The organism is Pseudomonas sp. Yb2C2 (genome assembly GCF_052112325.1).
Lineage (GTDB): Bacteria > Pseudomonadota > Gammaproteobacteria > Pseudomonadales > Pseudomonadaceae > Aquipseudomonas > Aquipseudomonas marginalis.
Genome location: NZ_JAVAJK010000014.1, coordinates 12,292 through 24,825, shown reverse-complemented (window position 1 = coordinate 24,825; position 12,534 = coordinate 12,292). Strand labels below are relative to the sequence as shown.

At 59.9% G+C, this 12,534-nt stretch carries 13 protein-coding genes; 5 read left to right on the top strand and 8 right to left on the bottom strand.

Translation table 11 applies throughout. The annotated features are described in order from the left end of the window. Positions 1–16 precede the first annotated feature (16 nt). On the top strand, positions 17–910 hold the full coding sequence (locus Q8X51_RS19645; RefSeq protein WP_027603417.1) for a LysR family transcriptional regulator: 894 nt from the start codon (positions 17–19) through the stop codon (positions 908–910). A gap of 42 nt (positions 911–952) precedes the next feature. On the opposite strand, the gene Q8X51_RS19640 is transcribed toward Q8X51_RS19645, so the two are convergent. Both Q8X51_RS19640 and Q8X51_RS19635 read right to left on the bottom strand, forming a co-directional pair. Beyond that, entirely contained in the window at positions 953–1,663 is a 711-nt protein-coding gene (locus tag Q8X51_RS19640; RefSeq protein ID WP_407694604.1) for a hypothetical protein, read from the bottom strand. 178 nt (positions 1,664–1,841) lie between these two features. Further along, entirely contained in the window at positions 1,842–3,020 is a 1,179-nt protein-coding gene (locus Q8X51_RS19635; protein WP_065926114.1) for an aldo/keto reductase, read from the bottom strand. A 188-nt stretch (positions 3,021–3,208) separates the two neighbouring features. Between Q8X51_RS19635 and Q8X51_RS19630 the strand changes: the two genes are divergently transcribed. Continuing rightward, entirely contained in the window at positions 3,209–4,189 is a 981-nt protein-coding gene (locus Q8X51_RS19630) for an AraC family transcriptional regulator (protein WP_315871843.1), read from the top strand. Positions 4,190–4,196: 7 nt separating this feature from the next. Here the strand turns inward: Q8X51_RS19630 and Q8X51_RS19625 are convergent, their stop codons facing one another. Then, a complete protein-coding gene (locus tag Q8X51_RS19625; RefSeq protein ID WP_065926116.1) occupies positions 4,197–4,706 on the bottom strand; it encodes an Lrp/AsnC family transcriptional regulator in 510 nt (169 codons plus the stop codon). A gap of 198 nt (positions 4,707–4,904) precedes the next feature. Here Q8X51_RS19625 and Q8X51_RS19620 point away from each other — a divergent pair, with 198 nt between their 5' ends. The 3 genes from Q8X51_RS19620 to Q8X51_RS19610 all read left to right on the top strand — a co-directional run bounded on the left by Q8X51_RS19620 (position 4,905) and on the right by Q8X51_RS19610 (position 6,984). After that, on the top strand, positions 4,905–5,921 hold the full coding sequence (locus tag Q8X51_RS19620; protein ID WP_065926117.1) for a 1-aminocyclopropane-1-carboxylate deaminase: 1,017 nt from the start codon (positions 4,905–4,907) through the stop codon (positions 5,919–5,921). A 128-nt stretch (positions 5,922–6,049) separates the two neighbouring features. Continuing rightward, the gene (locus tag Q8X51_RS19615; protein ID WP_065947787.1) at positions 6,050–6,514 is read left to right on the top strand and encodes a transketolase; all 465 of its coding nucleotides are present in this window, start codon (positions 6,050–6,052) and stop codon (positions 6,512–6,514) included. A 47-nt stretch (positions 6,515–6,561) separates the two neighbouring features. Further along, a complete protein-coding gene (locus Q8X51_RS19610) occupies positions 6,562–6,984 on the top strand; it encodes a hypothetical protein (RefSeq protein WP_137212770.1) in 423 nt (140 codons plus the stop codon). A 34-nt stretch (positions 6,985–7,018) separates the two neighbouring features. Here the strand turns inward: Q8X51_RS19610 and Q8X51_RS19605 are convergent, their stop codons facing one another. The 5 genes from Q8X51_RS19605 to Q8X51_RS19585 are packed head-to-tail and all read right to left on the bottom strand — an operon-like array spanning position 7,019 to position 12,528. Further along, the gene (locus tag Q8X51_RS19605; RefSeq protein WP_065947786.1) at positions 7,019–8,173 is read right to left on the bottom strand and encodes a M20 family metallopeptidase; all 1,155 of its coding nucleotides are present in this window, start codon (positions 8,171–8,173) and stop codon (positions 7,019–7,021) included. Beyond that, positions 8,170–9,594, bottom strand: a complete 1,425-nt coding sequence (locus tag Q8X51_RS19600; protein WP_065939601.1) for a M20 family metallopeptidase — start codon at positions 9,592–9,594, stop codon at positions 8,170–8,172. Before Q8X51_RS19600 ends, Q8X51_RS19605 begins: the two co-directional genes overlap by 4 nt. Beyond that, complete coding sequence (locus tag Q8X51_RS19595; RefSeq protein WP_065926122.1) at positions 9,591–10,580, bottom strand: ABC transporter ATP-binding protein; 990 nt, start codon at positions 10,578–10,580, stop codon at positions 9,591–9,593. Before Q8X51_RS19595 ends, Q8X51_RS19600 begins: the two co-directional genes overlap by 4 nt. Next, a complete protein-coding gene (locus tag Q8X51_RS19590; protein WP_407694603.1) occupies positions 10,577–11,593 on the bottom strand; it encodes an ABC transporter ATP-binding protein in 1,017 nt (338 codons plus the stop codon). Before Q8X51_RS19590 ends, Q8X51_RS19595 begins: the two co-directional genes overlap by 4 nt. 32 nt (positions 11,594–11,625) lie before the next feature. Next, a complete protein-coding gene (locus Q8X51_RS19585) occupies positions 11,626–12,528 on the bottom strand; it encodes an ABC transporter permease (RefSeq protein WP_065926124.1) in 903 nt (300 codons plus the stop codon). Positions 12,529–12,534: the final 6 nt, after the last annotated feature.

Below are 12,534 nucleotides of genomic sequence, written 5' to 3'. Positions count from 1 at the left end.
CAGGAGGCATGGCCCCTTGGAACTCGTTTGGCTTGAAGATCTTTCAGCGCTTGCGGAGTACGGCAGCTTTGTCCGTGCCGCTGAGGCACGCCATGTTACTCAGCCAGCCTTCAGTCGAAGAGTACGCTCACTGGAGAATTGGATGGGCGTCGAGTTGTTTGTGCGCACACCACAAGGCGCAACCCTTACCGAGGCCGGAAGGCAAATTTTGCCCAGTGCTCAGGAAGCGGCCCGACACTTGTACAGGATGCGCAACGAGGCTCAAGAGGTAGCAGGAATCGCCGCCAAGTCGTTGCAATTCGCGGCAACTCATTCGCTGTCGTTTACGTTTTTTCCCAAGTGGCTTCGAAGCTCAGAAAACGGTGCCCCCATTGAGGCAGTGAAACTGCACTCGGACAGCATGGCCGTCTGTGAGCAGATGCTGATACATGGTCAGGTTCAGTTCCTGCTCTGCCACCGCCATCCCGACGTTCCGCCTTTACTGGCGCCTGATCAGTTCACCGGCAAGAAGGTGGGGGAGGACGTCCTCGTTCCGCTTGCGAGTGCTTCCACTCACTTCGGCACCTCACCCGCGGCATTGCCATACCTCGCATACACCCATGAGTCTGGACTGGGACGTATCGTCGCCCACAGGTTGCGTGGCAAGGAAGATTACCTTCACCTCAAGCCGCTTTTCAGCAGCCACCTTGCAGCGGTACTCATGTCCATGGCCCTGGAAAGCAAAGGTGTGGCGTGGCTGCCCAAGAGCCTTACCGAGCAGGAAGTTCTTGATGGGCGCTTAGTCAGAGCGCTCGACGAAAGCTGGGACATACCTCTGGAAATTCATCTGACCCGCCCGAAAGCAATCCTCAGTCAATCTGCTGAAGAGTTTTGGAGCCGGGCGGGTAGTGACCCCCAAGCTCCCACATGACGAGCGCTCAGTTACGCGCAATGCCCAAGCGGGTCTTTATCTTCACGTCGGATGACTGAGCGACGGAGGTTTTCTGGTTCCCGCGGCAGAGTTTAACCAGAGCAGCATTGCGGCGAGAGAGGCGGCGACTATCAGCGTAAGCCACATGATGACCAGCAGGGTGAAGGTGACACTGTTGTTTAACTCACGAAAAATGCCGAAGGCAAAAGCCGTGTACCAAGACACCCCCGAAACTGCACCGGAGGCGAGAAACAAGGCCGCTCTTTTGCGGGATACGCCAAAGAGCAGGGGGCGACTCAGGTCGCGTAGGGCTTCTGGCAGCACAAGCGCGTGGATGATTATTCCGTTGGTGGTCAGGACGATCACCACAATGACTTTCGCCCAGAGTTTGGGGTTTTCAAACTTTTCCGGCGACTCCATCGCGTAAAGGGCAAGGAAACCAAGGCCTGAAAGCCACAGGAGGCAGAGTCCAATAGTGACCGCGTCGCTGATGAAGTGAAAGGTGCGTCCGATTTCAACCGGGAGGCTGCCCCGGCGCATCCAACGCAGGATCCAGAGGTCCAGCATCGTCGCCCCACCGAGACCGAAGCACATGCCGAGCAGGTGTATACCTATAAGGAGTGTCAGCACCTTTAGCTGTGGGAGTGGAGCCGGCAATGTAACGCTCAGCGCGAGTGTGTCGGCGAGTAAGTAGCCACTGCCGGACAGCGCAAGCAGGCCGCCTAAAATCATGAAAGACGTGCGTATCTTCATTTATTACGGCCTTGGACGAGTGTTTTTAGTTGGACGCGTGCGCAGTTTGTTTACTGGAACAGGCGGATCAAGCGGCTGCTATCTGCAGCGTTGCTGCAACCAGGAAGATACGTTTCGGGTTAAATGAGGCCAGCGACGCTAGCGTCACATCAGTAGGTTGCACGGGCGTAGACCCTGCTCAGGAAGGGACCGGTGCTTGGGCATCGATCAGGTTCCGGCTCTTGAGCTCCTCCCAAAAGGCTGCCGGGATACCGACCTTCATCGCCTGCACATTGGAAACGATCTGCCCCGGCGTGCGGGCACCCGGAATGATCGCTGACACTTGCGGATGTGCTGCCGCGAACTGCAGGGCGGCAGTATGAATGTCGATGCCATGTCGTTTGGCAACCGCCATGATTCGCGCGCGCTTTTCCACCGCTCCGGCAGGCAGATCCAGACTGAAGTTGTATCGGCTGCGTCCTCCCAGGAATCCATCGTTCAGTGGTGTTCCAACCACAACGCTGGTGCCCTTCCTGCTCAACGCCGGAAAGGTGTTGCGTAACGCATCGCTGTGCTCAAGGAGCGAATACTGGCAGGCAAGCAACACGATGTCGGGAGTCGGGTCATCACCGGCCATTGCCTGGACCACAGCATTCGGCGTATTGACGCCGAAGCCCCATGCCTTGATGAGCCCCTCATCACGCATCTTTTCAAGCTCAACCATCGCCCCTGTGCGCGCAATGCGATACGCCGCTTCCCAACCGCCTTCCAGTTCGCTGTTATCGGGCGAGATGTCATGGATAAACACGATATCGATACGCGGCAGCCCCAGCCGCTGCAGGCTGTCTTCCACGGAACGCCGTGCGCCTGCCGCGGTGTAGTCATACCGGTAGTTGAAGGGCGCGGGTGACTTCCAGATGGCATGGTCCGCGCGGGGGCCACCCGCGGCAGTCAAAACGCGTCCTACCTTGGTGGAGACCACATAGTCGTTCGGATGTTTGCCGTGCAGAAAGCGGCCTACCCGATATTCACTCAAACCAAACCCGTAGAACGGCGACGTGTCGTAAAGCCTTACACCCGCGTCCCAGGCGGCCTGTAGAACCAGGCCCGCCTGCTCGTCGCTGAGCGGCGCAAAGATATTGCCAATCTGTGTCCCGCCCATGCCAAAGCGTTGAGGCGTCATGTATCGCAGGGTAGGCGAGGGTGAATTGAGGGGCAGGCCTGTGCGCACTGGCCGGCCTTCAGTACGCATCACGCTCCCGCGCTCTGTCAGTAAAGAGGGCGCTGGGGCTGCCGAACTGGCGACACTCGAGGCTGGCAGCAAAGCGGCTGCAACAGTACCCACTGCCGAGTAAGTAAGAAAATCTCGTCTGTCCATCCAACGTTCCTTTCGCGACCGAGGTTTCACGGGATCATCGAAGCCGGTATTCGTACTGGAAGTTAGAACAACGAGGGTTGGCCGGGTGACCCTAATACGCCATATTTTTTGCACAATCCTGCCGATGCGCTTGTGTTGGTCACGCACTCTCAGCAGACTCGAACATTCCGTAAACAGGGGCGCATGTAATGACGAGCGGTTCCTTCTCGCAGTTCGGTTCCGGCCATCTGCATTCTCTGGCGTTGCGCGATCCCATACAGCCCAACGAGCGTCTCCAGGCACTCAGGCGGCTGATCGAAAAAGTCACCCGGCAGATTGGTTTGAACGAGGTCTGCAAAACATCGATTCCAGGTCTGGCCTTTTATCGAATGGCTGACCTGGGTACGCCCACTTACTGCATTTATGAGCCTTGCGTGGCCATCATTCTGCAGGGCGCGAAGGAGATCACGTTCGGTGAGGAGGCCTGTGAGTTCGGGCAGGGGGCGTTCTTCGTCACGTCGGTCGACATCCCCACACTGGCCCGTGTTACCGCTGCCAGCGAGGAAACCCCCTATTTATCCGTCGTGTTGAAGCTCAACCTTTCCATGCTCAACGAGGTGATCCAGACCTTGGAACCGCCTGCGCAGGAAATGGCTACTGAAGCGCGAGGCTTCGTATCCGGTGCGGCGTCGAGTGAGATGCTCGACGCATTCGCTCGACTCGCTACGCTGATCGAACGGCCGCTTGAAGCAGGCTTGATGTCGGATCTGATCAAGCGGGAAATATGCGTTCGGCTATTGCTAAGTAGTGCAGGGCACTGGCTGCGCAGCGTCACCCGCGACGGTTATCGAGACAAGGGCATCGTGAGAGCCATTGAATGGCTGAAACATCACTACGACAAACCGCTGCACGTGGCCGATCTCGCCGAACGATCAGGAATGGCCAGCTCTACGCTGCATCACAGTTTTCGCAAGCTGACAGGCACCAGCCCTGTTCAGTATCAAAAGGCGTTACGGCTGCAAGCCGCACGCAGCCTGATGTTGACCGATCGTGTTGACGTGAACACCGCCGCGTTGCGCGTCGGCTATGAAAGTGTCGCTCAATTCAGCCGTGAATATGCCCGGCGTTTCGGAGCCCCGCCCTCGAGAGACATCAAGCACGTACGGGAGCAGGGCGGACTGCTCGACTAGCGACGCTTCAAAGAGGAATGTGGGTGGTCGACAAGACCTGACGCAAGCCCATGAACGATCGAATCTGGCGAACCCCAGGCAGGTAAAGCAACTGTTCCGCGTGGAGCCGGTTGAAACTGTTGCTGTCCTTGGTTCGTATCAACATGAAGTAGTCGAATTCCCCCGTCACCACATGGCACTCCATACAGCCGGACACTTTTTGTGCGGCTGCCTCGAATGCGGCGAAGGATTCCGGTGTGGAGCGGTCCAGCACCACGCCGATCAACACCACCATCCCCGCATCCAGCGCGACATTGTCGAGCAGCGCGACTATGCCTTTGATCAGGCCGACTTGCTTGAGCCGCTCGACTCGCCTGAGGCACGCCGGTGCACTCAATTTCACCTTCTCTGCCAGCGCCACATTGGAGATGGAGGCATCTCGCTGCAGGGCCTTGAGAATGGCGCGGTCGGTTCGATCCAGCGGCTGCGGCACCGGGGCCGATACACTTGGCTTCTTGCGAGTGTTTATTGCGTTCATGACTGTTTATTCGCAATTAAAGTATGTTAGATATTTGTAGCGAGAAATTATAGTTCTTTAAGTGGTAGAAGTTTGCAACACATCTTTTTGGAAATCTTCTTAATATTGAACTCATCGAAGCCCGCCTGAAAGAACCTGGAAGGCAACCTTTGCCTTTCGGTCTGGCGCTTTGATGTCCAGTAATCAAGGAGCAGCGTCATGAACCTGAATCGTTTTAAACGTTATCCGTTGACCTTCGGTCCTTCTCCCATCACGCCCTTGAAGCGCCTCAGTGAACACCTGGGTGGCAAGGTCGAGCTGTATGCCAAACGTGAAGACTGCAACAGTGGCCTGGCCTTCGGCGGGAACAAAACGCGCAAGCTCGAATATTTGATTCCCGAAGCGCTCGAGCAAGGCTGCGATACCTTGGTTTCCATCGGCGGCATCCAGTCGAACCAGACCCGCCAGGTGGCCGCCGTTGCCGCTCACCTGGGCATGAAGTGCGTGCTGGTGCAGGAAAACTGGGTGAACTACTCCGATGCGGTATATGACCGCGTTGGCAATATCGAAATGTCTCGCATCATGGGCGCCGAGGTACGACTGGACGCCGCCGGGTTCGATATCGGCATTCGGCCCAGTTGGGAGAAGGCCATGGACGATGTGGTGGCGCGGGGTGGCAAGCCGTTCCCGATACCGGCGGGTTGTTCCGAACACCCCTACGGCGGCCTTGGGTTCGTCGGCTTTGCCGAGGAAGTGCGAGAGCAGGAAAAACAACTGGGGTTCACGTTCGACTACATCGTGGTCTGCTCTGTGACCGGCAGTACCCAGGCCGGCATGGTCGTCGGTTTCGCCGCGGACGGCCGTTCGAAGAACGTTATCGGCATTGATGCCTCGGCCAAGCCGGAGCAAACCAAGGCGCAGATCCTGCGTATCGCCCGGCACACCGCAGAGTTGGTGGAACTGGGCCGTGAGATCACCGAAGACGACGTGGTGCTCGATACACGTTTTGCCTACCCGGAATACGGTTTGCCCAACGAAGGCACGCTGGAAGCCATTCGTTTGTGCGGGAGCCTGGAAGGTGTGCTGACCGATCCGGTGTACGAAGGCAAATCCATGCACGGGATGATTGAAATGGTCCGCCGTGGTGAGTTCCCCGAAGGCTCCAAAGTGCTGTATGCGCACTTGGGTGGGGCGCCTGCGCTGAATGCCTACAGCTTCCTGTTTCGCAACGGCTGATTAACGCCAAAAAACCAGGGAGCTCACGAAGCGATGGGTGAGTCGGCATCAATATTGAATGTCACGACCCCATCGTCGAATCGCCACCCGGAGCACGTTGCTCCTATCCAACCGCCGGAAGTACCGCCATGCATGCGATAACGCAATCTGCAGTCTGGATCAAGGAGCCTTCGGCGGATGCCGGAGTAGTGATCGTTACCAGCGCCGCGTTGCCCCCGTACATGATCGACAAGCTGCATGTGGCGATAGATGAGTGGGACCAGGTGGCTTATCTAGCCATCAAACAGTCCGAGGCGTTGAGGCTCGACTGGTTGCAGGTCGGGTCCAGCCCGGAGCCGTCCGACGGGGCCTACGCGTGCCATGCCAGCCAACTGTTGCGCGGCGTCTCCCACGGCAGCTTTTTACTGGATGTCGAAACTGGCACGGATTGCGGCATGACGTGGCTGGGGTCCGTCTTTGGTCATCCGCTGCGCGTGGTCGAGCTTGGAGAAGTAGCCTCCTCCACTGCACAGATGGATCAACAGGTGGAGGTTGTGTTAGCGGCGACCCGAAGCCTGGCGAAAAGCGTGTTGCAGGCACGCGGCGTCATTTAACCAATGACCTGGTCCATTCGCCTGTTGGAACCATAAAGGCATCGCTTATGAGCCAAGCTGTCGATTGTCGTCCCAACGCAATGAGGTGGATGCGCGAGCCATCAAGTTGCACGCGCATCGTGGTCATCGTGTGCGGACTTGATAGCGCTCATATTGACTTGATTCATCAAGGGTTCAGCTGTTTTGACAATGTTGCGCTGCTCCATGTCGATGCGGTGGACACCGTCCCTGGCAAGCACGTTGATGTGCAAGTGGCCAGGAGTGACTGTTCTTTTGTCGTGCTCGGTGAACTGGATGAACGTGTATTGCATAGCCTTTCCATGGGTAAGCGATGCCTCTACTCCATAGCGCCAGACGTGTCGGCCGAATGTTCGGTGATTGCAGCAGTAGAACAGGTCAAAAACTTCGCCCGAGTGAGCTATTCCCGTCACCTTGAAACGATACCCGACAGCGCCGGGAGCTGCCTGTGAACCTGTCGGGGACCACACGTAGAAAACCATGGCCTCAAACGCTGTCGCCGACCGCCAGAATGGTCGCCACCAGGGCCAGGGCGCGAGGTACCAGGGTGTCCAGCTCCAGGTATTCACGATCGGTGTGGACCTTGCCACCCACCGGGCCGAGCCCGCACAGGGTTGGAACGCCCAGGCTGGCGGTAAAGCCGGAGTCGGCGCAACCGCCGGTGAATTCGCCTTCGACGCTGAAACCCAATGCCAGTGCTTTTTGTTGATAGAGGTGCAGCAGTCGTTCGCTGTGGCGTGCTTCCATCGGTAGAAAGGTCGTCGCTTCCTTGAGGACGGCGCGGGTGCCGATCAGTTCTTCTTCGGCGACGATGGCCTGGATTGCGCTGAAGATCCGATCCCAGTGCTTGAGTTCGATGAAGCGCACGTCCAGCCGCGCACAGGCGCTGGGCGCGACGGTGTTGCTCGACGTACCACCGGATATCAGCCCAACGTTAGTGGTGATGCCGGCCGGGTAATCGGTCAAGGCATGCAGCTTGACGATCTTGCGTGCCAGGGCCTCGATGGCGCTGGCCCCGTCGGCATGGTTGACCCCGGCATGCGCCGCGCGGCCGCTGACTTCGATGATCAGCGTGGCCCCGCCTTTGCGTGCGCTGACCACGTTGCCGCTGGCCCGGCCGGGTTCGGTATTGAGCACGGCGCGGGCGGCACGGGCGGCGTTTTCGATATGGGGCCTGGCGCTGCCGGAGCCGATTTCTTCGTCGCCGGTGTACAGGACCTGCACCGGATAGGGCAACCGGCCGGCGCGCTTGAGTGCTTTGAGCGCGAAGCAATTGAGCACCAGGCCGCCTTTCATGTCGGCGACGCCGGGGCCATAGGCGAGGTTGGCGTCGCGGCTGTAGCCGCGAGTCGTGGTGGTGCCCTTGGGGAAGACCGTGTCGCGATGGCCCAGCAACAGCACCGGTTTTCCAGAATCGCCTGGCACTTCGGCGAGCAGCACGTCACCAAAACCCTCGACCGGGATGCGCTTGAGCAGGATGCCGTCGGCCTCCAGTTCAGCCGCGAGCAGCGCGCCCACGGCGTCGACACCCGCCTTGTCATAGCTGTTGGAATCGGTGTCGACGATGCGCCGCAGCAGTGCTTCCATGGCTGGGCGCTGGTCGGCTAGCCAGTCCAGGGCCTGTTGTGGCGTGGCGCTCATTGCGCCTGCTCCCGTAACTGATGTTCCCGGGTCAGGCGTGCCGCATCGTTGCCCAGGTCCCAGAACAGCCCGGCCATGATTTGCAGGCTTTCCTTGACCACCGGCGCCAGCAAGTGTTCGTTCGGCGCATGTTGTGAACAGGCCGGGTACGAGTGCGGCACCCACAATGTCGGCAGGCCCAGCACGTCCGCGAACACATCGTTGGGCAGCGAACCACCGAGGTTTGGCAGCAGCGCAGGTTTTTTGCCCGTGGTCTGTGCCAGGGAGCCGAGCGCCCAATCGACCCAAGGGCTCTGCGGGTCCAGCCGAGTGGCATGCATCACATCGATGCGGCTTTGCTTGACCTCGACATTGCTGAAGCCATGCGCATCCAGGTGGGTACGTACCGCCGGGATAAAGGTCGTGTAGTCGCTGTCGACCACGAAGCGGATATGGCAGTGGGCGTTAGCCTTGCCGGGAATCGCATGCACCGGGGCGTCTGGGTTGCCGGTCTTGAAGGCGATGACGTCGAGGGTGTTCCAGCCGAACACCTTTTCGCTCAGCGAAAGCGCCGGGTTACCCCAGTTGGCGTCGATGTCCGGATCGCCCGGTCCGCCACCCACGGCAATATCGGCCAGCGCCTGCCGAACCGGCTCCGGCAGTGTCTCGGGCATCAGGCCCGCCACTTTCACCCGACCGTGTTCATCGACCATGCTTGCGATGGCATTGGCCAGGATGATGCCGGGATTGGCCAGCAACCCGCCCCAGTTGCCGGAGTGGTGGGCGCCTTCACGTAAATTGACCACCAGCTCGAAGTTGAATACCCCGCGCGAGCCGAGAAAAATCGTCGGGCGTGATGCCGCCAGGCGCGGGCCGTCCGAGGCGATGAAAATATCCGCCGCAAGCTCTTTGCTGTGCGCGGCACAGAATGCGTTCAAGCCCGGCGAGCCTTCTTCTTCGCCCATTTCCAGCAGCAGCTTGACATTGAAACCCAGTTGGCCATCGCGCGCCTTGAGCGTTTGTTCCAGCGCGGTCAGGTTGATCAGGTGCTGGCCTTTGTTATCCGCCGTGCCGCGGCCGTACCAGCGATCGCCTTCGGCAATGACGTGCCACGGCGACAGGCCTTCGCGCCATTGCGCCTCATAGCCGCGCACCACATCACCGTGGCCGTAGCTGAGCACGGTCGGCAGGTCCGGGTGTTCAATGCGCGTGGCGATCATGAAGGGGCCGCGCTCGGCCACTGGGTTGTCATAGATCTTGACGCTGAAACCCATCGCCTCGACATGTGGGGTGATGAACTCATTGAGGTAGCGATACAGCTCGGGCTGGCTGTCCGCTGCCTGGCTTTCGGTGTGCAAGGCGACGCTGCGTTGGAGCAGATTGAAAAACTCGCCATTGTCGAATTGTGCTGTGGTGTTGCTGATAGCCAGTGAACGACTCATGAGTGGACAAGCTCCAGTGTTTGGGCAGAAGTGTCGTGAAGGTGGCAACGCACGTTGCCGCCGATAAGCGGACCATTGGCCGGGTAGGCCGTTTTGCAGGGGGCGAGGCAGCTCGGGCAGCGCGGATGGAAAGCGCAGCCGGACGGCGGTGACATGGGGTTGGGGAAGGTGCCGTGCAGGCCGATCTCGGGAATGCCCAGGCGCGGATCGGGCGTGAGCACCGAATCCAGCAAGGCGCGGGTATATGGGTGACCGGGCTCCGCGAACAACGATTCGCGCGTGCGTTCTTCGACGATGCGCCCCAGGTACATCACGGCGACCCGGTCGGCGAGGTGTTCGATGACCGCCAGGTTATGGCTGATCAGCAGATAGGTCAGGCCGAATTCACGCTTGAGGTCCTGCAGCAGATTGAGAATCTGCGCCTGCACCGACACATCCAGCGCTGAGGTGGGCTCGTCGCAGATCAACACGTCAGGGCGCATGATCAGCGCCCGGGCAATCGCCACCCGCTGGCGTTGCCCGCCGGACAGCTGGCTCGGGTAGCTGTCGATCACCCGTTTGGGCAGGCCGACCACATCAAGCATCGCTTCGGTCTTCCTGCGGCGCTCGGCGGTGCTGCCGATGGCATGCACGATCAGCGGCAGGGTAACGATTTCGCGCAGGGTCTTGCGTGGATTCAGCGAGGAATACGGGTCCTGGAAAATCGGCTGGATATGCCGGGACATTGCCTTGCGATCAGTCGCCGCCAGGTGTTTGCCATTGACCAACACGTCGCCGCTGGTGGGCGGCAACAGACCGAGCAGCATCTTGGCCAGGGTACTTTTGCCGCAACCGGACTCGCCCACCAGACCGAGGGTCTCGCCACGCATCAGGCGCAGGGAAACACCATCCACGGCCTTCAGGGTGGCGGCGGGTTTGAAAAAACCCTGGTTGATCCGAAACTCACGGCGGATGTCACACAGCTCCAAAGCGATGTCTTTTTTCATGACCTTGCACGCTCCTGAAGGCGAATCGGTGCCGGGGCCGGGGCGGCGAACAGGCAGCGCGCCATGTGCCCGTCCTGTTCGACTTCGGGGATGTTTTGCGCGCAGGCCGGGATCGCCTGACCGCAACGATTGCGGAACGCACACCCTTGCTGTTCGCCGACCAGACTCGGCACCAGGCCTGGAATCGAACCCAGCGCCTCACCCGGTTTGGTCCGGCCAGGGATTGGAATACTCGCCAGCAGACCCCGGGTGTACGGATGCTGCGGATTCTCGAACAGTTGCAGGGCAGGGGCGGTTTCGACGATTTCCCCGGCATACATCACGGCGACCCGGTCGGCGATCCGTGCCACCAGCCCAAGGTCGTGGGTGATGAAGATCACCGCCAGGCCGAGTTCTTTCTGAATGTCGCGGATCAAGCGCAGGATCTGCGCTTGAATGGTCACGTCCAGCGCCGTGGTGGGCTCATCAGCGATGATCAGGTCCGGTTCGCACATCAACGCCATGGCGATGATCACTCGCTGGCGCAGCCCGCCGGAAAGTTGATGCGGATACTGGCGCAAGCGCTCGGTGGCATTGCTGATCCCGACCTTCTCCAGCATCTGCGCGGCGCGCGCCAGGGCCTCCTTGCGTGAGACCTTGCGATGCTGGGTCAGTACCTCGCTGAGTTGATCGCCAATGCTGTAGGCCGGGTTCAGTGAGGTCATCGGCTCCTGGAAGATCATCGCCAGGCGGTTGCCGCGCAGGTCGCACATGCGCCGCTCGCTCTGGCCGAGCATGTCGATGCCGTCCAGCGTCAGCCGGGACGCGGTGCGTTTGGCCTTGCGTGGCAACAGGTCCATCAACGCCAGCGAGGTCAGGGATTTGCCGCAGCCGGATTCCCCGACGATGCACAGCATTTCACCGCGCGCGACTTCAAAACTCAGGCCGCGTACGGCATGCAGCATGTCATCCGGCGTCGGGCTGTTGCCCATGGGGATGTCCACGCGCAGGTTTTCTACATGGAGTAGTGCCATGTTCGGTTCCCTCTATCAGTTACGGCGGTCTATCAGTTACGGCCGTCGGGCAGGATCAGATCGCGCAGGCCATCGCCGACGAGGTTGATGCCCAGCACCAGAATCATCAGGGCGACGCCGGGAATGGCGATAACCCACGGGGAAAAGAACATGTAGGGTTTGCCTTCCGCGATCATCAGGCCCCAGGACGGCGTCGGTGGCTGCACGCCAACCCCGAGGAACGAGAGGGCCGACTCCAGCAGGATCGCGTGGGCCATTTCCAGCGTCGCGACGACGATCAGTGCGCCGACCAGATTGGGCAGGATTTCACTCACCAGAATGCGCAGGGTCGAGCAGCCGAGCGCCTGGGCCGACGCCACATATTCAGCATCGCGAATCTGTTGCACCGAGGCCCTGACCACCACCGCGAAGCGATCCCATAACAGGCAGCCGAGCAGCACGATCACCACTTTCAGTGAGCCGCCCATCAACGAGGCCGAGGCCAGCGCGACCATCACCACCGGCATCGCCAGCCGGGTGGTGATCAGGTAGCTGATAAACCCATCGACCTTGCCGCCGTAGTAGCCCGCCAACAGCCCCATGAGCGTGCCGATAAAGCCGGAAATCAGCGCCGCTGCAATGCCGATGAACAGCGAAATACGTGCGCCGTAGAGCAGCCTCGACAGGTAGTCACGGCCCAGCTTGTCGGTGCCGAGCACGTATTCCCAGGTGCCGTTGGCCATCCATACCGGTGGTTTCATGCGCAGCATCACGTCTTGCGCATAAGGGTCGTAAGGTGCCAGCCACGGCGCGAACAGTGCACCTGCGAAGATAATCAGCAACAACACCGCGCCGATGGCGAAACCCCGATGACGCAAGCTCTTGCCAAGCACTCGGCTCAGGCTGCTCGGTGGTGGCAGGTAGTCATTGATCGCGAGGGTAGTGGGGGTGCTCATGTAGGC